This is a genomic window from Acidisphaera sp. L21 (genome assembly GCF_009765685.1).
Classification (GTDB): Bacteria; Pseudomonadota; Alphaproteobacteria; order Acetobacterales; family Acetobacteraceae; genus LMUY01.
Genome location: NZ_LMUY01000001.1, coordinates 58,810 through 80,860 on the forward strand (window position 1 = coordinate 58,810; position 22,051 = coordinate 80,860).

The following is a 22,051-nucleotide window of genomic DNA, read 5'->3' on the forward strand; positions in this document are numbered from 1 at the left end:
TAAGCCGCCATCCGCGGCTACAAGCGATGCGTCCATGAGCGAACTCCCCACCCATCAAGTCCCCGGCGTCCACCACCGCCGTATCGGCGATGTCCTCGTCACAGCACTCAGCGACGGGTTCCTGGAGGGCTCGTTGGCCGTGCTGCAGAATATCAGCCAGGAGGATGCCGCGGCCTTACTGGTCGCGTCGTTCCGGCCGGTCCCGCGGCGCACCTCGGTGAATTGTTTCCTCATCCGCAGCGCGGGGCGTGTGGCGTTGATCGATTGCGGATGTGCCGACAGCATGCAGCCGACAGCGGGCAAGCTGTTCGACAACCTGGCCGCGGCAGGGGTCGACCCGGCGGCGATCGACACGGTCTTCCTGACGCATATGCACCCCGATCATTCCAATGCCCTGGCCGACGCGTCCGGCGCAGCCCGGTTCCCCGCGGCCGAACTGCGCATGCACGAGCGCGAACTGGCCTACTGGAACGACGACGCCGAGGCCGCCCGCGTGGCCGAGACGAAGCAGGGTGTCGCCTACTTCCCAAGCGCGCAGGCGCAGATGGCGCCCTATCGGGGCAAGATCCGCACTTTCCAGGATGGAGAGGTCTTCCCAGGGGTCACCGCGGTGCCGCTGCCGGGCCACACGCCGGGCCATACCGGATACCGGGTCGGTTCCGGCAGCGATAGCCTGCTGATCTGGGGCGATATCGCCCACGTGCCGGAGGTTCAGGTGCCCCGGCCAGAGGTGACCATCCTATTCGACGTCGACCCGGCGCAGGCCCAAACCACCCGCCGGGCTATCCTGGCCTCGGTCACGGCTACCCGGCAGCTCGTCGCTGGCATGCACCTGCACTTCCCCGGCTACGCCCATGTCCGCGAAGAGCATGGCGCCTACCGCATCGTGCCGGAGGCGTGGCGGCTGGAGTTTTAACTGACCTGCTGCAGATGCCGGGTTTTGCGGCGGCTCATGAACGGTCGCTCGACATACACGTAGAACACGATGCCGCCCGCGATCGACACCGGGATCAGCACCAGGAACCAGACTCCCCAAATCAGTTCCGGGTTGCGGAACGCGAGACGGCCCAGGAGCTTCTCCGAGACGATTTGGATCGCGACGACATGGGTGAGATAGATCGAGTAGCACATCGTCCCGATAAGGCAGAGCCAGGGTATTCCGAACACGAAACGCCCGATCGCCCCCCGCATCGCGCCCAGGAAGACGCCGAAGATCGCGGCGATGGTGACGACATTCAGCAGCAGCGTCGCCCAGAAACCGCTCGGTTGCGCATCGATCTGCGTCAGCACCAGGCCGACACCAGCCGCAGCGACGAGGCCGACCGCCAGCATGGCGTCATACAGCGCCGGCCGAAGACGCGGATCGGTTGATGGCGTTGCCAGATCCAGGCTGACCGCCAACATGCCACCGACGAACAAATATGCATGCGCCAACAGACCGAAGCGGAAGCGGCCGTCGAACGGCATGTAGAGTTTGAGAAGCGGCGGTATGACGATCATCGCCGCGAGCAGCGCCGATAACGCCGCGACCCGCTTCGTCCGGTCCGGCATATACTTGAAAAACACCCAAATCAGCGGGCCCACCAGATAGAACTGGATCTCGATCTCCAGCGACCACAGAGGCGGATCCAGCAAAGGCGCAGTCGAGAAGACCAGTCCATGAAGATAGAACAGGCTGGCGGCGTAGCTTTCCGGCAGCGAGGCCGCATCTGGATCCAGGGCTGAAATACTGCCAGGGGCGTGGCCGCTCGCATACAGCGCAATGAAGCAGCCGGTGAGCGCAACGAGGTAGGGCGGATAGATGCGCCATAGCCGCCGGGCATAGAACTTCCCAACCTCCAGGCGCTTGTCGGTTCTTGTGGCGAATATTTGCGTGATGACGATGGCACTGATGAAGAAGAAGAAGTCGACGCCGATCTCGCCATGCGGGATGTAGCTGTAGAGATTGGTGATCGCGGGACCTTGCGCCGATAATTCGCTGGCGTGCCGTGCCGCACGCAGCGAGACGTGCCAAACGATCACCAGCAAGATCGACAAGCCGCGCAAACCATCGATCTGTGCGTTGTATTGGATAGCACCCGGCGGCCGACCGATCAGGCTCGGTAGCCGCGCTAGTCGTAACATCCAGGTACTCACTCGCGCCAACTCCTGTCCGCCGCCTTGCCCTCAACCAGAGGTCGCCAAGGGGATCCAACTTCCAACTTTACAGCACTTGTATCATTTATGGCGGCCTTCCTATGGATCGTCGTCGGCCGTCGCCCGGATGACGGGAGACGCAAACTACGCCCGGGCAGTGTTAACCACCCGAGGGCGGGTTACCAGAGCCAAGCAGGGTCTGGCCGCGCCACGCGACGCAGGGTCTGGCCGCGCCACGCGACCTTGGACCGCAGACACCTCAGCATGGTATAGCGGCGCCGGGTTTGCGCAGCGCCTGCCAGGCGGCGCCCCGGCACGCAACAGACGGCGTAGGAAGCCCGGTCCATGCAGATCACCGCCTTCGGGATGCTATTGATCCCCTTCTGCCTGGCCTGCGCGTTCTCGCCTGAGCTGTTGCTCTACCTCACCATCCTGTCGGGAGGGTTCGAGGCCGCTGCCTCGATGATCATCGGTCCGCTCGGGCTGCAGCCCAATATCCTGCCGGCCATGCTGTTCATGGGCCACCTGGTAGTGCTGCGCATGATGGGTGGCCGCTTTGTGGCGAATGCCGAGGTGGTGCGAGGACTTACACCGTTGTTGCTGTTCGTCGCCCTGGCGGTCATTGGCGCCTTCTTACTGCCGACCCTATTCGGCGGGCAGGCGCAGGTTTGGCCGCAGAAATCCGAAGATCACACCCAGGTGCTGCTCAGCTTCTCAAGCGCCAACATCACGCAGACGCTCTATTTGCTGATCGATATCGGCTTTGTCTATTCCTCCGCTCTGTACATCGCGTCCTATCCGGTTCGAGTACGGCGGTTGATGACGATGTATTTCGCGTCTGGCGTGCTGGTACTCGTCGTCAGCGCCTGGCAGCTCGCCAGCCGGCTGACCGGCATTCCCTTCCCCATAAGCTTTTTCTACTCCAACCCCGGCATCGCCGTGCTGTACGACCAAATGATGGGGAGCGTTCCCCGCACCAACGGGCCGTTCAGCGAGCCCTCCTCCTTGTCCACCTTCCTCTCCGGCATGAGCTTCGCGGCCGGGTGGCTCGTGCTGCACGGACGGGGCGGGGCGGCGGTTAAATGGCTCCTGGCGGGCGGGGTGTTCGGTGTCCTGCTCTCGACCGCCACCACCGGCATCGGCACTCTGCTCATTGGCGCGGGCTTGGCAGGCATCTACGTCGTGGCACGGGCGGCGCCGGTGGTGCGCCAGCGCTTCGTTCGGGTTGCCGTCCCCGTGGTGTTCTTCGGCTTCGTGACAGCAATCGCTGCGCCGATCGTGTTCCCCAGCATCGTCCATGCGGTGAACACGGTGGCGGAGGCAACGCTCACCAAATCCGACTCCTCCTCCTACGACGATCGGACGCAGGCGGACACGGCCAGTGTCATGCTGCTGATCCCGACGATGGGGCTGGGCGCTGGTTGGGGCAGCAATCGATCCTCCAGTCTCATCCCAGGGTTGCTCGCCAGTGCAGGCCTGCCGGGGCTTGGCCTGCTCATCTGGGCGGGACTGTCGTTGCGGCGAGAGATTCCGATCATGAGTCCCTTCCTATCCGGCGAGGATGATGCCTGGGCGCTTCAGGCGGCGTCTGCCGGGCTGGTGGGGCTGCTGATTGCGGCGGTCCTGTCTGGCCCGAACATCATCTCGCTCACCTTCTACGGGTTGCTGGGCGCCATGTATGGCATCCTGGCGCGCGCTCGCTTCGCCACGAACCAGCAGTCCCTGCGTCTGCGATCCCAGATGCAGCAGCGGCTGCATGCCGAACCGGCGCGTCCGTTCGGCGCCAACCAGGCCTAGGCGCGGTTCAGACGATGTCGGCTGGGATGCCCGCCTCGCGCAGCCGGGTCACGGCGGCGGCAACCTCGGCCTTCAAATTGGCGACGAAGCGAACCGCCGTGCGCGGTAGAGGCCGCTGGCGCGAGTAAACCATGCACAGCGTCAGTTCGATCGTCGGCTCGAACGGACGCACGACAAGTTCGTCGGCCAGGCCGGACAGCAAGATGATCGGGTCCGTCACCACCAGGCCCAGCCCGTGCCGCACCATCGACAGCGCGGCGAAGGACATGTTTACCTCGATCACCCCGGCGGTCCGCAGCCGCCGGCCGGGCAGGCGTTCGTGCAGCAGCTTGCCAGGGGACACGCTCGGGTCCAGCACGATCAGGGTTTGATCGGCCAGCATTTTGACGTCGATCTGCGTCTGGTTGGCCAGGGCATGGTGTGGCGGCAGCATACAAACCATTTGTGTGCGCAACAGCGGCTCGACAGCCACCTGGTGGTCCTCGACCGGGGCGTAGAGCACGCCCAGATCCGCCTCCTCCCGCAACACGGCCTGCACCACGTCGCGGGCCAAATGCGTGTTGACGCACAGTTCCACCCCGCGACGCTCGATATGGAAGCTCGCCAGCGCCCGCGGCAGGATGGAGCCGGTGACGGTCGCGATGGTGCTGATCGCCAGGCTGCCGGCCGTGGCATCGCGCAGTTCCGCGGCCCTGCTCTCCATCTTGCCCATGCGGACGAAGATCTGCTCCACGTCCTCGATCAACGCCCGCGCCTCGCCAGTCGGGCGGATTCGGTTGCCAGCTCGAACGAACAGGGCCAGGCCCAGCCGCTGCTCCAACTCCTTCAACATCTGGCTCGCGGCTGGCTGCGAGATGTGCAGCAAACGTGCGGTTTCTGTCACGTTGCGGGTCTGCATCAGCAGGCGGAACACCTCCATCTGGCGCAGGCTGACAGGCATAACCCCTCACTTATGGTTGGATGAGAAAACCATATTAGACACGCTCGTGCTGCAGCGCCAAAACTGCTGATGTCACCAGATTTCGGGCGCACGAGGCGGGAATGACAGCATGACCATAGCCGAAGACGTCGATAACCTCACCACCAACGATATTGCCGGAATGGGCGCGCTGCTGCGCCAGGGCGCCACCACGCCGGAGGCGCTGCTGGAGGCCTATCTGGACCGGATCGCGCGACATGACGGCGCCGTGCACAGCTTCCTGACCGTCGACGCGGACAACGCGCGCCAGGCTGCGCGTGGCGCCGGTGAGGAGTTGCGCGCCGGGCACGATCGCGGGCCGTTCCATGGCATCCCGTTTGCGCTGAAGGATAACGTCGACACCGCCGGGCTACGCACCACGGGCCATTCACGACAAGATCTGGAGCGAGTTCCGACAAAGGACGCCACGCTCGTCCGCTACCTGCGGGATGCCGGCGGCGTGCTGGTTGGTAAGACAGCGACCTTCGAATACGCGATCGGCGGCCCGTCCTGGGACCTGCCCTTTCCACCGGCGCTGAACCCGTGGAACACCAATCATCTGCCCGGCGGCTCCTCCAGCGGGTCGGGCGCCGCGGTGGGCGCGCGGTTCGTGCCGGCGGCGGTGGGCACAGATACCGGGGGGTCGGTGCGCTGGCCGGCCTCGATGTGTGGGGTCACCGGGTTGAAGCCGACTTACGGCTTGGTCAGCCGCACCGGCGTGGTGCCGAACACCTACTCGCTGGATCATTGTGGGCCGATCACCGCCTCCGCCCGCGACAACGCCATCATGCTGGGTGCCATGGCGGGACCCGATCCGGTCGACCCCAGCAGTTCCGGCCGCAAGGCGGAGGATTACGTGGCGGGACTGTCCGGCGACATCCGCGGGCTGCGCGTTGGCGTAGTCCGCAATTGGTATGCCGAGGAAGCCGACCCCGAGATCACCGAGGCGACCGACGAGGCCGTCCGCGTGCTCGCCGGCCTGGGCGCCACGATCGAGCAAATCGATCTCGGCGACCTGCAACCCTACCTCGACTGCAAGACGCTGATCTCCACCGCCGAGTTGTATGCGGTTCACGAAAAGAACATGAAGGCGCACCCCGAGTGGTTCAGCAAGAAATTACGCGAACGGGTGTTGGGCGGGGCACTGATGCGGGCCGAGGACTACGTCCACGCGATGCAATGGCGCACCGAACTGGCCCGCAAGCTGCTAGCCCCATTCGCCCGCTTCGACATCCTGGCCACAGCCGGCTGGCTTGGCCTTCCCGTGCTGGCCACTGAAGAGGGCAGCGACTTCTTCAAGCGCCTGCGGCTGATCACCATGCCGTTCTCCCTCTCCGGCAACCCGGCGATCGTCGTGCCATCCGGCTTTTCCAAGAGCGGGCTGCCAATGTCGTTCCAACTCGCTGGCAAGCCGTTCGACGAGGCCACCGTGTTGCGTTGTGCCGATGCGTATCAACGCGTCACCGACTGGCACCGCCGCGTACCGACATTGGCCTGAGGAGCAAAGTCATGAGCATCAATCAGGACGACGCGCTGACCCTGGCCCGCTTGGCCGGGCTGGATCTGCCGGTGGAATTCCACGCGGACCTCTTCGTTGCCTACGAGAAGCTCCAGGGCATGATCGCGCGCATGCCCCGGCGCGAGCGCACCGACGAGCCGGCTCACATCTACGACCCCACGCGGTTCATGCCGCCAACCGTCTAGGATTCAGCAGACATGATCGCTCGTCGGGATGTTGCCCGGTTATTAGGGTTGGGTGCCGCCGCCGCGGCATTGGGCACGTCCAGCGCCGCCCGTGCGGCGCCGACCGGAACCATGCGCGTCCGCATCGCCTCCGATATCGGCAACCTGGACCCGGCGCGGATTTTCCAGATCGAAAACCAAACGGTCGCTGGCAATATCTATAACGGGCTGGTGAAATACGATCAGGCGACGAACAAGATCGTCCCCGACCTGGCCACCGGCTACGAGATCAGCGAAGGCGGCAAGGTTTACACCTTCACGCTCCGCCCTGGCGTCACCTGGCACAAGAACTACGGCGAATTCACCGCCGACGACGTGAGGTTTTCGATCGAACGGGTGAAGAACCCGGCGACCAACAGCGCCTATTCCGGCCAGCTCACCTCGATCCAAAGTGTGGAGGCGCCGGACAAGCTGACGGTGCGGATCATGCTGAGCCGACCCGATCCCGGCATCCTGCAGAAGCTGACAGCCTTCAACCAGGGCTGGATGGTGTCGCGCAGGGCGCTCGAGGCGATTGGCGAGCAACGCTATCCACTGCAGCCCGTCGGCACCGGGCCGTTCAGCTTCGAACGTTGGACGCCGGGTAGCGAGGTGCGGCTGCGCGCCAACCCGACCTATTTCGAGGGCGCGCCGAAGGTCGACACGCTGGTGTTCCGCCTGATCCGCGACGAAACTGCTGCCGCGATCGCCCTGCAAAATGGCGAAATTGACGTATTCTACGCGCTGCAGCAGCCGGAGGTGATTACTCAGTTGAAGGCGGCGAAGGGCATCACCATCCTGCAACGCGCCGCCAACCACACCAACAACCTCGTCCTGAACATGACCGTGAAGCCGTTGGACGACATCCGGGTGCGGCAGGCGATTGCGTACGGCATCAATCGCCAGGCGATCCTGGACGGATTCTTTAAGGGCACTCGCGCCTTCGGCTACAGCGTGCTGACGCCGTCCTTTCCCGAATATACCGAGGACGTGCCGAAATATCCGTACGATCCGGATAAGGCGAAGGCGTTGCTGAAGGCAGCGGGAGCGGACGGGTTTTCGCTCGATCTCTATGGCGTTGCCGCCAACCCATACGACAAACTGACGGTGCCGATCGCCAGCGACCTAAATGGTGTGGGGATCAAGGCGAACATCAAGATCCTCGAGCGCGGCGCCTATCTACAGGCCCGCAGCAAGGGCGACATTCCAACCTGCGTCACCGGCGTGGTCGGGCCGCCTGATCCGGACAGCCCACTGATCACTCTGTTTGCCAAGCAGTCGTTCCCGCCGGGCCTGAACACGGCGCACTACACCGGGATCGAAGATTTGTTGGCCAAGCTGGGCGACACCCAGGCGGCCGATGCGCGGCTGGCGATCTATCACGAGATCCTGGCCAAAACGATGACCGACCTGCCGGCAATTCCGATCTATGCCGAAAACCTGTTCCTGGCACACGGCCCCAACGTCGAGGGCCTGGTGCAGAACTCCCTGTTCACAGTGCAGCTCTATTCCACGTCGCTGAAGGCCTAACCCTTTGCTGCGCTACAGCATGCAGACACTTGTCCAATTGATCGTGATGGTGTTCGGCATCTGCACGCTGGTTTTCTTCCTGATCCGGCTGATCCCCGGTGACCCGGCGACTGCCATGCTGGGCGATTACGCCACGCCCCAGGCGATTGCCGCCTTGCGGGCCGATCTGGGCCTGGATCAGCCGTTGCTGGTGCAGTACGGCCGGTTTCTTGGGCACGCCGTTACGGGCGACCTTGGTGCCTCCGTGGTGACCGGGCAACCGGCGCTGGACCAGATCCTGGACAGCCTGCCGGCCTCTGCGGCGCTGGCGCTGAGTGGTTTGGCGATTGCCGTGCTGCTGGGGGTGCCATTGGGCATCGTCACCGCACGCCGGGCCGGGAGTTGGACGGACACGCTGGTAATGATCGGCGGCTTGCTGGGTATTTCCTTCCCGGTGTTCTGGCTGGGCTTGGTATCGGTGCTGCTGCTGGCGCACGAGATCCACCTATTTCCGGCATTGGGTGCCGCCTCGTCGGATGATCTGCTGGACCAGTTGCAACATCTGGCACTGCCCGCGCTGGTGCTGGGCGTGTCGACCGCCGCCTATATCGCCCGGCTCACCCGCTCGGCGATGCTGGAGGCGCTGATGCAGGAACATATCCGCGTCGCCCGCGCCATGGGCGTGCCAGAGCGCCGGGTGGTATATCACTTGGCGCTCCGCAACGCGATGATCCCCATCCTGGCAATCATCGGCGTTACCTTCGCCCTGTCGCTCGGCAGCGCCATTCTGGTGGAGGCGGTGTTCAGCCGACCTGGCTTAGGATCCACCATCCTCAAGGGCATCCTGGCGCGGGATTACCAACTGGTGCAGGCCGGCGTGCTGGTTCTGGCGCTGGCGGTGGTCGTGGTGAACTCGCTGATCGACGTCGCATACCTCGCGGTCGATCCACGGTTGCGTAGGGCATGAGCGCTGTGTTGCGCCACGAACCCGCGGCCTGGCGGCGCTATGCGGCGCATCGGGGTTTCGCAATCGGCTTCGTCGTTCTGGTGCTGCTGATCATCGTCGCCGTGGCCGCACCTGTGATCGCACCCTATCCGCCGCTGGCAACCGATTTGGCCAATACGCTGGCGCAGCCGAACGGGGCGCATTGGTTGGGCACCGACCAATATGGGCGGGACGTGCTGTCCCGCTTGATCTGGGGCGCGCATGTGTCGCTGGAGGTTGCGGCCGCGGTGGTTGGGATCTCCCTCGTGCTCGGCACCGCCATCGGCGCAGCGGCCGGGTATCTCGGCGGCTGGGTGGAGCGGTTGATCATGGCCGGCAACGATATATTGCTCGCCTTTCCAGGGTTTTTGCTGGCCTTGGCATTGGTCGCGGTGCGGGGCTCGACGCTCAGCTCGATCATCGTGGCGGTGGCGGTGGCGTATACGCCGCGCGTGGCATCCGTCATGCGGTCGGTCGTGCTGACGATCCGGCCGCGCCCGTTCATCGAGGCATCGCACTCCATCGGCAGGGCGATGTCGCCATCGTGCTGCGCCACGTGCTGCCGAACGCGCTGCCGCCGGTGATCGTGGTGGCGACCGTCAGTGCGGCCTCGGCCATTCTGTCGGAAACGGGGCTCAGCTACCTGGGCCTCGGTGTGCAGCCACCGACGCCCACCTGGGGCAACGTCATCGCCGACAGCCAGGGGTTCATCGCCAGCAACCCGTGGATCTCGATCTCCGCAGGCCTATGCATCGCGCTGACGGTGATCGCGCTGAACCTGCTGGGCGATGGGTTGCGCGACACGCTGGACCCGCAGATGCGGCGGCAGACCGGCACGAGGATTCTGTAGGTGCTGGACGTGGCCACCCAACCCAGCCCGGTGACCCTGGATCGTGACGCGCCCATCCTGGAAATCCGCCGCCTACGGACCGAGGTGCCGACCAGCCACGACCCGATCGTGTTGCTGGACGACGTGAGCCTGCAAGTTCACGCCGGCAGGATGCTGGCCGTGGTCGGCGAGTCCGGCTCGGGCAAGTCGATGACGTTTCTGTCCGCCCTGGGCATCGCGCCGCCGCCGTGCCGGGTGGCCGCCGGGTCGGTGCTGTTCGAGGGCAAGGATTTGACCCGGTTCTCGCCGGAGGAATTGCGCCGCCTGCGCGGGGCCGGCATTTCGATGGTGTTCCAGGACCCGCTGACCGCGTTGAACCCCGTATTCACCATCGGCCAGCAGATGGTAGAGGTGATCCGGGCGCATCGCGCGATCGGGCGCCGGGCTGCGTGGGCACATGCGACGGACATGCTGGCGCGGGTGCAGATCCCCGACCCGCCGGGCCGTATGCACGCCTATCCGCATCAGCTCTCGGGCGGCATGCGGCAGCGTGTGCTGATTGCCATGGCCATCGCACTGGATCCTCGGGTCTTGATCGCGGACGAACCCACCACGGCGCTGGATGTGACGGTGCAGGCGCAGATCCTGGAATTGCTGGATGGGCTGCGGCGCGAAACTGGGATGGGACTGGTGCTCATCACCCACGACCTCGGCCTCGTCGCCCGCTACGCCGACCAGGTCGCGGTCATGTATGGCGGCCGGGTGGTGGAGGCCGCCGCCGCCGGGCCGCTATTCGCCACGCCGCGCCATCCCTACACACGGGCGCTCTTCCGCTCGATCCCACGGCTGGACGCCGCGTTGGAGGAGGATCTGCCCACTATTCCCGGCCACCCGCCCAACATTGCCGAACTGCCGCCGGGCTGCGCGTTTGCGCCGCGTTGCTGGTTGCGCGGCGCGCGGGCGGATTGCGAGACGGAACGGCCGCCACTGGTGGCAGTCGGCGAGGCCGGCCACCGCAGCGCCTGCCTGCACTGGCCCGACATGGCGCACGCGGCGTGAGCATGCCCTTGCTGGAGGTGGAACACCTCACTCGCAGCTTCACTCGGCGGCGCGGCATCTTCGGGCCATCCGATGCGGTGCGTGCGGTGGACGACGTGTCGTTCACCCTGGGCCGCGGCGAAACATTGGGGCTGGTGGGCGAAAGCGGCAGCGGCAAGAGTACGCTGGGCCGGCTGGTGCTGCGCCTGATCGCGGCCGACAGCGGCAGCATCCGTCTGGATGGCACCGACATCGTGGGGCTGCCGACCCGCCAGGTGCGCGCCTTGCGCCGACAGATGCAGATGGTGTTCCAAGACCCCTACGGATCTCTTGACCCGCGCATGACCGCCGGGTCGATCATCCTGGAACCCATGCGCGTCCATGGCATCCCGATGGGTGAGCGGCATCGACGCCTGGAGGACACGATGCGCCGGGTCGGACTGGACCCCGCGCAGGCCGGCCGCTATCCGCACCAATTCTCCGGCGGTCAACGCCAGCGCATCGGCATCGCCCGCGCCATGACGTTGGCGCCGAGGCTGCTGGTGCTGGACGAGCCGGTGTCGGCGCTGGACGTGTCGATCCAGGCGCAGATTATCAACCTCCTGCAGAAGCTGCAGCGCGAGAACGATCTATCGTTCCTGTTCATTGCCCATGATTTGGCGGTGGTACGCCACATCAGCCACCGGGTTGCGGTGATGTATCTTGGTCGCATTATCGAAGTGGGGCCGCGCGAAAGTCTGTACGGGACGCCGCTGCACCCCTACACGATCACCCTGCTCTCCGCCGTCCCCGTGCCGGACCCGGTGCTGGAACGCAGGCGGTCGCGCATTGCCTCGTTCGGAGAAATCGGGTCCGCCGCGCATCTGCCCGGCGGTTGCCGCTTCCACCCACGCTGCTACCGCGCCCGGCTGGTGGCCAAGCAGCCCGGCACGACGGCGGCGACTGTTGCCGGCGAAACCCTGCCGCAACGCTGCGTCGAGCACGACCCGGCGCTAACGCCGCTCGCTAGCGGACATGCCGCCGCCTGTCACTTCCCCGAACTGCCCGAAACCCGCTCGCCCATCGCGGAACGGGCGCTGACCCTGACGCAGGAGCTTGCCTGAATGCCAATCGCCGACACGGATCTCTGGCAACTGAGCGTCGCCGAAGCAGGCGGATTGATTGCCAGCCGCGATATCTCGCCAGTGGCGCTGACCAAGGCCTGTCTGGGCCGGATCGCCGCGGTGGATGCGCAGATCCACAGCTATATCCACGTCGCGACCGAGGCCGCGCTGGATGCCGCTCGCGTGGCGGAAAAAGAGGTCGCGGCGGGCGAGTTGCGCGGCCCGCTGCATGGCATTCCCTACGGCGTGAAGGACAATTACGACGTAGCCGGCATGCCGGCGACCGGCGCCTCCCGCGTTCGGCTGGACAATGTGCCAACGCAAGACGCCGCCTTGGTGACGCGGCTGCGCCAGGCTGGCGCGGTGCTGATGGGGAAGCTGGCGACGTGGGAATACGGCACCGGCAATGGCGGCGAGTATTTCGACCTGCCCTTCCCCCCAGCGCGCAATCCCTGGGACGTCTCCCGCTTCACCGGCGGCTCCAGCACCGGCGCCGGCACCAGCGTGGCGGCTGGAACGGCGTTGTTCGCCCTGGGCTCGGACACAACCGGATCCGTCCGGCTACCGGCGGCGGCCACCGGCACGGTGGGGCTGATCGCCACCGCCGGCGTGCTGGACCGCGACGGCATTCTGTCGAATTGCTACTCGCTGGATAAGCCGGGCACCTTCACCTGGACCGTCGAAGACGCGCGGCTGGTGTTCGGCGCATTGCGATCGGGGGACGGGTTACCGCCGCCAACCCAGCAGGGCCTGGCCGAAATGCGCATCGCCTACATCGACGATCCAGGCCCCGGCCTGCCCGCGCCGGACGCGCCGTTGGCTGCCGCCTTCGCCGCCGCGGTGCAGGTGCTGCGGGACGCCGGGGCAATCGTCACGCCGATCGCCCTGCCCGTGTCAGCTGCCGATTGCTTCGCGGTGAGCCGGCTGATTGGTCCACCCGAATCCGCCGCGATCCACGAAAAGGAACTTCGCGAGCGCCCCGGCGACCTTGGCTTCGCGCTGCGGGACAAGCTGCTGGCGGGCTCGCTGGTCAGCGCCGTCGACTATATCGCCGCGCAGCGTCGCCGCCGTCAGATTGCGTTACAGATGGAGGCGATGATGGCGCAGTTCGACGCGCTGGTAACATTCGGCCCGTTGCACGTCGCCCCGCGCCTGGGCGTGGAGCCGGAGATGACGGCCTACACGGTGGAAACCATGCTGACGCCGTTCAACCTGTCCGACCAACCGGTCATCGCCCAATGCATCGGTTACTCTCCTGGCGGCTTGCCGCTGGCCTGGCAAGTCGTGGGACGCCGGCATGCGGAGGCAACCATCCTGCATGTCGCTGCCGCCTACGAAGCAGCGACGGAGTGGCGCAGCAGGCGCCCAGTGTTGGAGGCCGCATGATGGAGTGGACCATGGAACGGATCCAGGCACTGGCCATCGAACGCGGTTTAACCCGGCTGACCCCCGAGCACCTTGCCCGGTGGCTGGAAATCGCCCGCAATCAACGCGACACAACAGCACTGCGCGACGCCGTCGCCTGCAAGACCGACGCGCCAGCCTATGGCCCAGGCATTTAGGGAGACACTGACATGGACAACGACCTAATCGAGAACTACCGCGGCCTTTACGAACACCGCATCGGCTATGGCAGCCGCCCAGCCATTATCGTCATCGATTTCGTTCGCGCCTATACCACCGTAGGCGCGGCCTTCTTCGGCCAGGGCGTGGTCGACGCCGTCGCTGAAACAACGGAGTTGCTGGACACTGCGCGACAGGCTGGCGTGCCGATCATCCACACTCGCCCGATGTATCATCCCTCCGGCGTAGACGGCGGCCTGTTCGTCAAGAAGATCCCCGCCCTGCGCGGCATGGTGCGTGGCGCCGTGCTGGGGGAGTTCGATGTGAAGGTAGCACCCGACCCGGCGGATCTGGTGTTTGAAAAGACCTATCCCAGCAGCTTCTTCGCCACGCCAATGGCATCGACGCTCACCGCGCTGGGCGTTGACACGATCATCCTGGCCGGCTGCTCGACCTCCGGCTGCGTGCGCGCGACGGCAGTGGACGGCATCCAATACGGCTACCGGGTGATCGTACCGCGCGAATGCGTTGGCGACCGGCACCGCGCCCCGCACGACGCCGCCCTCTTCGACATCAACGCCAAGTACGGTGACGTGGAAACCAAGGCGGATGTGTTGGCCTATTTGCGCAAGATCGGCAATCAAGCCCGCAACGCCGCCTGAATTACCCGCGCCTAGGGCACGGCCGGGACTTCATCCGCCCATCCTGTCGCCATCTGATACAGATGGGCCAGGCCGAGCAGGCGCTCCTCCGAGAACGGGCGACCGACGAGTTGAAAGCCGACAGGTAACCCGGCGTCATCCATGCCGCACGGCACGCTGATGGCGGGGACGCCCAGATAGTTGAACGGGCGTGACAGCCGGGTCAGCCCCATGATGACGCGGGCGACGTCGCTGCCGGCGGCTACATCGACAGTATCTATCCGCGGCACGGCGATTGGCATGCTGGGGAGGAACAGCACGTCGGCTTCGCCTAAGACATCGGTGATGAACCGGTCCAGGAAGCGTCCACGCATCGCCAACGCTTCGACATAGCGTGTCGCCGGAATATGGAAGCCAGACATGGTGCGGGCGAACACGAGCGGCGAGTAATCCTGCGGCCGCTCCCGCATCCAGCGCCCATGCAGCGTCGCCGCCTCACACTTCGAAATCGTATCGGCGAGGGCGTAGATCTCGTCCATCCAATCCATGCGCGCGGACACCATGCGCACGCCCAATCGCTGCAGCATTGCGCGCGCAGCCTCGTGCCGCGCAACGAGGTCAGGCGCCATATCGGCCAACACCGCGCTGTCGAGCACGGCGACGGTGAAACTCGCCGGGTCGGCGGCGACGACGCGGGCGGGGTCGGGGATCGGCAGGTCCAACGCACTCGGATCCAGTGGGTCGGGCCCAGCGACGGCGGCCAACAGTAGCGCGCAGTCCAATGCGGTGGCGGCCAAGGGGCCGACCGTGTCCAGCGAGACGGCGCGTGGCATCACCCCGGCGCGGCTGACCCGGCCATAACTGGGCTTCACGCCGACCACGCCGCAGACAGCGGCTGGCAAGCGGATGGAGCCGCCCGTGTCCGACCCTAAAGCTGCGGCAACGATACGTGCCCCGGCAGCCGCGCCCGATCCGCTGGATGAACCGCCGGCGATGTACTCGGTATTCCAAGGATTGCGGATCGCGCCATAATGCGGATTGATCCCGGTGGGCGATGCCGCGAACTCCGCCATATTCAGCCCGCCCAGCCAAATTGCCCCCGCCGCCTCCAGCCTTGCTGCGACGGTGGAGGTGCTATCGGCCACCCGATCCGCCAGGATCTTGCTACCGCCCGTGGCGACCTTGCCCGTGCGGTCGAACATGTCCTTATGCGCCATCGGCAACCCGTCGAGCGGACCCAGCACCCCTCCCCTCGCCCGCCGCGTGTCGGACGCGCGGGCGGCGGCCATGGCCTCCTCCGGCTCGACCGAGATGAAGGCATTGATGTGCGGCTGCCAGGCCTCGTGCCGGGCAAGCGCCGCGTGCACCAATTCCTCGCTGGATAGCGTGCCCGCCTGCAGCGCTTCGGCCTGGGCGGCCAGGGTCAACGGCGCGCCAGAATACGACGCCGCCTTCACCGGCCCGGCCCGCGTGGGCTTGGCCTGCGCCCCGGCCAGCATGGCGCGACGGAAATGCACCGCCTCGTCGAACGGGTCCAGATGCGCGGCCGCCTGCGCACCCACTGCCTGGTTCAGCCGATCGATCTCGGCGATGACGGCTGCGGCGCCGGGCCGGCCGGAACGCGCAGTTCGCAGGCCGGCGGCCGGGTCGCTGTCGAGCAGAGTGGGATCGTTTTCTGCCATCCGGGGATCGCTGGGCATCGCGCTGGGCCTCTTTGCTTAGGGTCCGCCAAAGCGGATATTGTCACCAATTCACGTTGCAAGATCGAGGCCAGCTTTCTAGTTTGTTCGGACAAACGGACCTGGTGTCCGCCGCCGAAGGAGCGATGCTGCATGACCATCCAAGACAAGCTCAACGCACAGATCGCCCAGGCGGAGCAGCATAATCCCCGGCTCAACGCGCTCATCTCCATCATGGCGGGGCCAGCACGCTCCGTTGCCGCCGCGTTGGATGCGGGCGACGAACCTCGCGGCCTGCTGCACGGCATGACGATCGCGGTGAAGGACAATATTGACGTGGTGGGCACCGCCACCACCGCCGGTGCCAGCTTCCGGCGCGATGCGCTGCCCAATAGCGACGCGCCCGTGGTGGAGCGGCTGCGCCGGGCTGGTGCCGTCATCATGGGCAAGGCGAACATGGCGGAACTGGCGTTCGGCATCCGGTCCCGCAGCACGGTGGGTGGGCAATGCCGCAACCCCTGGGCGGAGGACCGGATTCCCGGGGGGTCGTCCGGCGGGTCGGGCGCCGCGGTGGCCGCCGGGTTCTGCGACGCGGCGCTGGGCAGCGATACCGGCGGCTCGGTGCGATTGCCAGCGGCGTTTTGCGGCGTGTCCGGCCTGCGCCCGACTTCCGGCCGGGTCCCCAACCGCGGCAGCGTGCCCGTTAGCGCGGCGTTGGACACGATTGGGCCGCTGGCCCGGCGGGTGGAGGATGTCGCGTTGATCTTCGCCGTGACCGCCGGGTTCGATCCGGCGGATCCGTATTCCGTCGATCAGCCGTTGGAGAACTTCCTGCCGCATTTGCACGACGGGATCGCCGGCTGCCGCATCGGCATTCCACGCAACCATTACTTCAACGATTGCGACCCGGATGTCGTCACCGCCGTCATGGCGGCCGCCCACACCTTGGAAGCATTGGGCGCCATCCTGGTGGAGGTCGATGTACCGGAAGCGGAGCGCGTGCATGCAGCGACCTCCGCCGCCGTGTTCGCCGATGCCTGCACGATCTATGGCGAGCGGCTGAAGAACGCGCCGGAAACCGTGGATTTGGACATCCGCACCCGGATGCTGACCGGCCTGAACGTAACCGGCATGCAATATGCCGAAGCGATGGCGTTCAAGCGACACTGGATGCACACGCTGCGTGGCCTGTTCGGCGGGATCGACATGCTGCTGTCACCCACGGCGCCGGTCGGGGCGCCACCGATCGAGGACGGAGCGTCGCTGCTGAACGTCACGCGTGACATGACGAAGAACACCTATGCCGGCGCGTTTGGCGCGCTCCCCGGTTTGTCGGTCCCATGCGGGCTGACGAGCGCCGGTTTGCCGATCGGGTTGCAGCTAGAGGCGGCCTGGTGGGCCGAGTCGCTATTGCTGCGCGCCGGCTGCGCGTTTCAGGGTCGCACGGATTTCCATCGTGCCCGGCCTAGCCTCGCATAACGTAACCGGGAGGCGTTAACCGCTTTGGCAACTTCATGTGGCGAAAAGGGTTTGGTGCCCCATGGCCACAGCGCAATGACCAGCGACCAGACCGTCGAGATCAGCCTACAGACGCTGCTGTACGCTTTCCCGCGTGCAGCCGGCTGGATGCCCGGCGCTGGCAAATACAGCGCCATGCTAACGACGCTGCTCGATAGCGGCACCACGCTGATCGAGGAGATCCTTATGCCATCAGTGGATGATGCCTCAGTGGAATGGTTGGTCCGGCTGACCCCGAAGGGAATCGTCGAACGCGCTAACGGCGATCGTGATCCCGCCCCGTGCGCGGCCAAAGGCTGGCATACCGCGGACCATGCGCCGGCGCGGTTGCACCGCTACAGCCAGCGCGACAGGTAAAACCGCGGCAGCTCGTCGGGAAACGGCTTGAAGTCCAGGTTCTTTACGAAGGCGTATTGCGTCACCGAGGTGTAGAGCGGCAGCCAGTAAGCCTGATCGGTCACGCGGCGAATGGCGGCGGTGTAGTGCGTCTGCCGCTTCGCCGGGTCGGTCTCGGCGCCAGCCAGTTGCAGCTCCTGCTGGACCTCCGGGTCATGTGCGTAGTCGTTGGAGCCGCCACCGAAATAGTACGGCAAAATGGCCGACACGTCGTTGACCGAGTTGCTGCCCCAGGTGCCGAGATTGGTGGGTGTTTGGCCGGCCATCACCTTTTCGATCTCGGCCCCCACCTGCAATTGCTGGATGTTCAGGGTAATGCCTACGGCCCGCAAATAGCTCTGCACCGCAGCGGGAAAGGCTGGCAGCACGTAGGTGTATAGCGTGGTGGTGAAACCGTCGGCAAACCCGGCCTCCTTCAGCAACGCCTTGGCCTTTGCGGGGTCGTATTCGTAGGCCACGGCGGCAGACTGGTCGCAGCCGAACTGGCTGGGGTAGCATGGGGCGTCCACCGGGTGGCTATCGCCCTGCATCAGGTTGTGGGCGATGGCGTTACGATCGATCGCGTGGAAGATTGCTTGCCGCACCTTCAGGTTGGTGAGCGGATTGTCCTTGCCGCTGCGGCCGGCCGCGTCGAGTTGCATGTAGCCGAGCCGCATTGAGCCCGCGCGCATTGCCAGCTTGCCCGGCAACATTTTCAGGTTGTCGAACTGATCCGGGTTGTAGTTCCAGATCCAGTCGGCTTGCCCAGCGATGAAGGCCGACAACTCGCTTGCCGCATCTAGGAGCTCGGTGATCTTGAGGGTCTTGATCGCCGGGCGAGGTTTGGGGGCGCCGGCATAATATCCCTCGAACCGCTCGAACTCGATGGACGAGCTGCCGTTCACCCGCGTGATGCGATACGGGCCGGCGCCGACCGGGGCTTTGGAATAACCTTCTGGACCAACTTTCTCGCGGTACATCTTGGGATAGATCGGTGTCAGCATCGCCAGGTATTCCAGCGCGGCGGGAAACGGGGCCTTCAGTTTCAGCCGGACCTGCCGGTCGTTGATCTTCTCCGCCCCCGACCAGAAGGCGAAGTTGCTGGGCACCGAAACCTTCGGGTCATTCAGGATCGTCTGAATCGTGTAGACGACGTCATCCGCCCCGAACGCATCGCCGTTATGGAATTTCACCCCGTCGCGCAGGGTGAAGTCGATCGTGGTCGGATCGACCTGCGTCCACGCGGTCGCGAGCGCGGGCACGTTCTTGAATGTCTCCGGGTCGCGGTAGACCAGCATATCCCATGCCTCATGCGACACGATCAGCCCGGTGCGCAGGGAATTGCGATAGGGGTCGACATCCGTCACCGCGTCGCGCCACGTCACCCGCAGTGTATCCTGCGCCTTTTGCGCCCGCGCGGCGCCGGGCAACGCGGCAACGGCTGCAGAGCCGGCGAGGAAGGAACGACGCTTCATTGGATCTCGCAGCATAGGATGCAACTCCTTGGGTGCTTGCAGAACAGTGCGGAGACGATAAGGCAATTACCATACCATCGCCGCTCTCATGGCGTGGTGAATAGGTTTCATGGGCCTGCTTGCCAAACTTGCACTCGCCACGCGCAGGGCATACGCAAAGTGCAAAATTTGGAGAACGGCCAGTTATGGGCACGTCGACAACAGCAGACCCGAACTATTTGCCCGTGCGGCCGGATTGGCTTGCAAGAGAGGCAGAGGCGGTGCTGGAGGCTGATCTGCCGATCATCGATGCGCACCATCATCTGTGGGATCGCCCAGGCTGGCGCTATATGGCCGAAGAATTGCTTGCCGATGCGAATTCTGGTCACCGCATCGTGGCGACCCTGTTCATGCAGGCGCAGACGATGTATCGCGCCACCGGCCCCGTTTCGTTGCGGGACATCGGTGAGACGGAGTTCGTGAACGGCGTCGCCGCCATGGGCGCAAGCGGACATTATGGGCCGACCTTGCTGTGCGCCGGCATCATTGGCCGTGCCGACCTTCGCCTTGGTGCGGCCGTCCGCCCTGTGCTGGAGGCCCATATTCGCGCCGGCAACGGCCGGTTTCGCGGCATCCGGCACACGGTCGCCTGGGACGCGGATACCTCCCTTCTGAACCCGCGGAGTGTCGCTCCGCCCGGCTTGCTATCGGATGCATCCTATCGGGCGGGATTTGCCGAACTCGCCCCGCTGGGGCTGAGCTTCGACGCATGGCTGTTCCACCCGCAGCTGGATGAGTTGACGGCGCTGGCTCGTTTGTTCCCGGATACGCAGATCATTCTAAACCATTGCGGCGGTCCGCTCGGCATCAATGCCTATCGCGACACGACGGTGCTGGCGGCGTGGTCCAGGTCGATCCGGACGCTGAGCGCCTGTCCGAATGTGTGTGTCAAGCTGGGCGGCCTTGGCATGCGGATCAGCGGCTTCGACTTCGAGAAGCAGCCGGATCCCCCGTCCTCGCAGCAATTAGCAGCGGCGTGGCGCCCGTTCATCGAGACGTGTATCGAGGCGTTCGGCCCGGCGCGATGCATGTTCGAGAGCAATTTCCCGGTCGACAAAGGCTCCTACAGTTATCGCGCCTGCTGGAACGCGTTCAAGCGATTGGCCGCCGGCGCCAGCGTGGATGAGAAGACCGCCTTGTTCAGCGGCACTGCCCAGGCGATCTACCGGGTCGAACTTCCATGAGCGCGACCCTGCCGGTGGAGCGACCTGTCGATGCGGCGATCCTGGCGCTGCAGACATCGGCCTTGCGCAAGAACACCTGGCGCCTGATGCCGCTGTTGGTGTTCGCGCTGGTGTTCAACTACGTCGATCGCACCAGCGTCGGCTTTGCCGCGCTGACGATGAACCAGGATCTGGGGCTGACGGCGACCCAATTCGGCTGGGGCGCCGGGCTGCTGTTCGTCGGCTATTGCGGATTCGAAGTGCCGAGCAGCCTCATCCAATACCGGGTTGGCGCCCGTCGCTGGCTGGGGCGCATCATGATCACCTGGGGTCTGGCCGCAGCGGCCACGGCATTCGCGGTGGGACCGAACAGTTTCTACATCATCCGCTTCATCCTCGGCGTCGCGGAGGCCGGGTTCTTTCCCGGCGCCATGTTCTTCCTGTCCTGCTGGTTTCCGGCAGAGCATCGCACCCGCATGCTCGGCTGGCTTGGCGTATCGGTGCCGATCTCGTCAGTGATCGGCGCACCGATGTCGGGCATGTTGTTCCAGATGCAGGGTGTGGCGGGGCTCACCGGTTGGCAGTGGATGTTCATCGTAGAGGGTCTGCCGGTCTGCATTGTCGGCATCGCCACCCTGTTCCTGCTCGCCGACCAGCCGCAGGACGCAAGCTGGCTGACCCAGCCGGAGAAGGACGCGCTGGCAGACATGCTGCGGGAGGAAATCCGCCCGCGGGAACGCAACAAGTTCTGGGCCGCAATCAAGGATATTCGCGTCCTCACCCTCTCGGGCATCAATTTCTCTTTCACGCTGGGCGCCTACGGCATCAGCATCTGGTTGCCGCAGATTCTCAAAGGACACGGGCTGTCCAACCTGACGATCGGCTTCGTGGCGGCGATCCCCTACGTGGTGACGACCGTCGTGATGATTGCCTGGATGGCGGCGCTCAGCCGCGGTGGTGGCAAGATCTGGAGCCTGGTGGCGGCCTGCACGCTGGGGGCGGCTGGGTTGGGGCTATCGGTGCTGACCGGCTCGCTCGTGCTCAGCATGGTGGCGATGACCATTGCGGTGGTGGGTGCGGTCTGTGCCCGGACGATCTTCTGGACCATTCCCACGCGGTTCCTGACTGGCCCGGCAGCCGCGGGCGGCCTGGCGTTTATGAATTCCATCGGGGCGTTCGGCGGCTTCGTCGGGCCGTTCATGGTCGGCTGGCTGAAGGACACCACGGGCTCGTTCACGGCTGGGCTGCTAGGCCTGACGGTGGTGTTGACGCTCTCGGTCGTGATGAGCCTTTCACTCTTTGCGATGGTCAAGACCGAATGAGCCGCACCCTCACCGGATGAGGTTACTGCGGGCGACGTCCAGAAGCTCGTCGCCACGGCCGTTCATCACCGCCCGCATCGCCCACAGACTGAAGCCTTTCACCTGCGCCAATTCGATCTTCGGCGGCATGGCCAATTCCTGCGTGTTGGTCACCACATCCAGCAACGCCGGGCCGTCATGGGCAAGCACGTCCTGGATG

General features: G+C 65.3%; 21 protein-coding genes and 1 pseudogene. 17 read left to right on the forward strand and 5 right to left on the reverse strand.

Annotation, left to right across the window (positions count from 1 at the left end; translation table 11 throughout):
- Window positions 1-34: 34 nt before the first annotated feature.
- Entirely contained in the window at window positions 35-916 is an 882-nt protein-coding gene (locus GSQ76_RS00300; protein ID WP_158741925.1) for an MBL fold metallo-hydrolase, read from the forward strand.
- Here the strand turns inward: GSQ76_RS00300 and GSQ76_RS00305 are convergent.
- Window positions 913-2,136 carry an acyltransferase gene (locus tag GSQ76_RS00305; protein WP_158741926.1) on the reverse strand — a complete coding sequence of 408 codons (1,224 nt, stop codon included), beginning with the start codon at window positions 2,134-2,136 and terminating at the stop codon, window positions 913-915. The genes GSQ76_RS00300 and GSQ76_RS00305 overlap by 4 nt on opposite strands.
- 345 nt (window positions 2,137-2,481) lie before the next feature.
- Here GSQ76_RS00305 and GSQ76_RS00310 point away from each other — a divergent pair, with 345 nt between their 5' ends.
- Window positions 2,482-3,933: a hypothetical protein gene (locus GSQ76_RS00310; protein WP_158741927.1), complete on the forward strand. Its 1,452-nt coding sequence runs from the start codon at window positions 2,482-2,484 to the stop codon at window positions 3,931-3,933.
- A gap of 7 nt (window positions 3,934-3,940) precedes the next feature.
- Here the strand turns inward: GSQ76_RS00310 and GSQ76_RS00315 are convergent, their stop codons facing one another.
- Entirely contained in the window at window positions 3,941-4,873 is a 933-nt protein-coding gene (locus tag GSQ76_RS00315; protein ID WP_158741928.1) for a LysR family transcriptional regulator, read from the reverse strand.
- 109 nt (window positions 4,874-4,982) lie between these two features.
- Here GSQ76_RS00315 and GSQ76_RS00320 point away from each other — a divergent pair, with 109 nt between their 5' ends.
- The 11 genes from GSQ76_RS00320 to GSQ76_RS00365 are packed head-to-tail and all read left to right on the forward strand — an operon-like array spanning window position 4,983 to window position 14,302.
- A complete protein-coding gene (locus tag GSQ76_RS00320) occupies window positions 4,983-6,389 on the forward strand; it encodes an amidase (protein ID WP_158741929.1) in 1,407 nt (468 codons plus the stop codon).
- A gap of 11 nt (window positions 6,390-6,400) precedes the next feature.
- Complete coding sequence (locus GSQ76_RS00325; protein ID WP_158741930.1) at window positions 6,401-6,595, forward strand: hypothetical protein; 195 nt, start codon at window positions 6,401-6,403, stop codon at window positions 6,593-6,595.
- A gap of 12 nt (window positions 6,596-6,607) precedes the next feature.
- Window positions 6,608-8,143, forward strand: coding sequence for an ABC transporter substrate-binding protein (locus tag GSQ76_RS00330; RefSeq protein ID WP_158741931.1), 1,536 nt, complete (start codon window positions 6,608-6,610; stop codon window positions 8,141-8,143).
- A 19-nt stretch (window positions 8,144-8,162) separates the two neighbouring features.
- Window positions 8,163-9,089, forward strand: coding sequence for an ABC transporter permease (locus GSQ76_RS00335; protein WP_158741932.1), 927 nt, complete (start codon window positions 8,163-8,165; stop codon window positions 9,087-9,089).
- Window positions 9,086-9,691, forward strand: a complete 606-nt coding sequence (locus GSQ76_RS00340; RefSeq protein ID WP_216850823.1) for an ABC transporter permease — start codon at window positions 9,086-9,088, stop codon at window positions 9,689-9,691. The genes GSQ76_RS00335 and GSQ76_RS00340 overlap by 4 nt, the downstream gene beginning before the upstream one ends.
- Entirely contained in the window at window positions 9,652-9,957 is a 306-nt protein-coding gene (locus tag GSQ76_RS30975; RefSeq protein ID WP_216850824.1) for an ABC transporter permease, read from the forward strand. Before GSQ76_RS00340 ends, GSQ76_RS30975 begins: the two co-directional genes overlap by 40 nt.
- Entirely contained in the window at window positions 9,958-10,995 is a 1,038-nt protein-coding gene (locus GSQ76_RS00345) for an ABC transporter ATP-binding protein (RefSeq protein ID WP_254070157.1), read from the forward strand.
- A 2-nt stretch (window positions 10,996-10,997) separates the two neighbouring features.
- The gene (locus GSQ76_RS00350; RefSeq protein ID WP_158741942.1) at window positions 10,998-12,077 is read left to right on the forward strand and encodes an ABC transporter ATP-binding protein; all 1,080 of its coding nucleotides are present in this window, start codon (window positions 10,998-11,000) and stop codon (window positions 12,075-12,077) included.
- A complete protein-coding gene (locus tag GSQ76_RS00355; protein WP_158741933.1) occupies window positions 12,078-13,463 on the forward strand; it encodes an amidase in 1,386 nt (461 codons plus the stop codon).
- Window positions 13,460-13,639, forward strand: a complete 180-nt coding sequence (locus GSQ76_RS00360) for a hypothetical protein (protein ID WP_158741934.1) — start codon at window positions 13,460-13,462, stop codon at window positions 13,637-13,639. The genes GSQ76_RS00355 and GSQ76_RS00360 overlap by 4 nt, the downstream gene beginning before the upstream one ends.
- Window positions 13,640-13,651: 12 nt before the next feature.
- Window positions 13,652-14,302 (forward strand): isochorismatase family protein, encoded by a 651-nt coding sequence (locus tag GSQ76_RS00365; protein ID WP_158741935.1) that lies wholly within the window; start codon window positions 13,652-13,654, stop codon window positions 14,300-14,302.
- An 11-nt stretch (window positions 14,303-14,313) separates the two neighbouring features.
- Here the strand turns inward: GSQ76_RS00365 and GSQ76_RS00370 are convergent, their stop codons facing one another.
- Entirely contained in the window at window positions 14,314-15,963 is a 1,650-nt protein-coding gene (locus GSQ76_RS00370) for an amidase (RefSeq protein WP_158741936.1), read from the reverse strand.
- A 150-nt stretch (window positions 15,964-16,113) separates the two neighbouring features.
- Here GSQ76_RS00370 and GSQ76_RS00375 point away from each other — a divergent pair, with 150 nt between their 5' ends.
- Together GSQ76_RS00375 and GSQ76_RS00380 are read left to right on the forward strand one after the other, a co-directional pair.
- A complete protein-coding gene (locus GSQ76_RS00375; protein WP_158741937.1) occupies window positions 16,114-17,439 on the forward strand; it encodes an amidase in 1,326 nt (441 codons plus the stop codon).
- A gap of 75 nt (window positions 17,440-17,514) precedes the next feature.
- Entirely contained in the window at window positions 17,515-17,835 is a 321-nt protein-coding gene (locus tag GSQ76_RS00380) for a hypothetical protein (RefSeq protein WP_158741938.1), read from the forward strand.
- On the opposite strand, the gene GSQ76_RS00385 is transcribed toward GSQ76_RS00380, so the two are convergent.
- Window positions 17,814-19,343 carry an ABC transporter substrate-binding protein gene (locus GSQ76_RS00385; RefSeq protein ID WP_158741939.1) on the reverse strand — a complete coding sequence of 510 codons (1,530 nt, stop codon included), beginning with the start codon at window positions 19,341-19,343 and terminating at the stop codon, window positions 17,814-17,816. The genes GSQ76_RS00380 and GSQ76_RS00385 overlap by 22 nt on opposite strands.
- 170 nt (window positions 19,344-19,513) lie before the next feature.
- Between GSQ76_RS00385 and GSQ76_RS00390 the strand changes: the two genes are divergently transcribed.
- Complete coding sequence (locus GSQ76_RS00390; RefSeq protein ID WP_158741940.1) at window positions 19,514-20,551, forward strand: amidohydrolase; 1,038 nt, start codon at window positions 19,514-19,516, stop codon at window positions 20,549-20,551.
- Window positions 20,548-21,852, forward strand: coding sequence for an MFS transporter (locus tag GSQ76_RS00395; protein WP_158741941.1), 1,305 nt, complete (start codon window positions 20,548-20,550; stop codon window positions 21,850-21,852). The genes GSQ76_RS00390 and GSQ76_RS00395 overlap by 4 nt, the downstream gene beginning before the upstream one ends.
- Window positions 21,853-21,861: 9 nt before the next feature.
- Here GSQ76_RS00395 and GSQ76_RS00400 read toward each other — a convergent pair.
- Window positions 21,862-22,051: pseudogene (locus tag GSQ76_RS00400) on the reverse strand (ubiquinone-dependent pyruvate dehydrogenase); the annotation flags it as partial.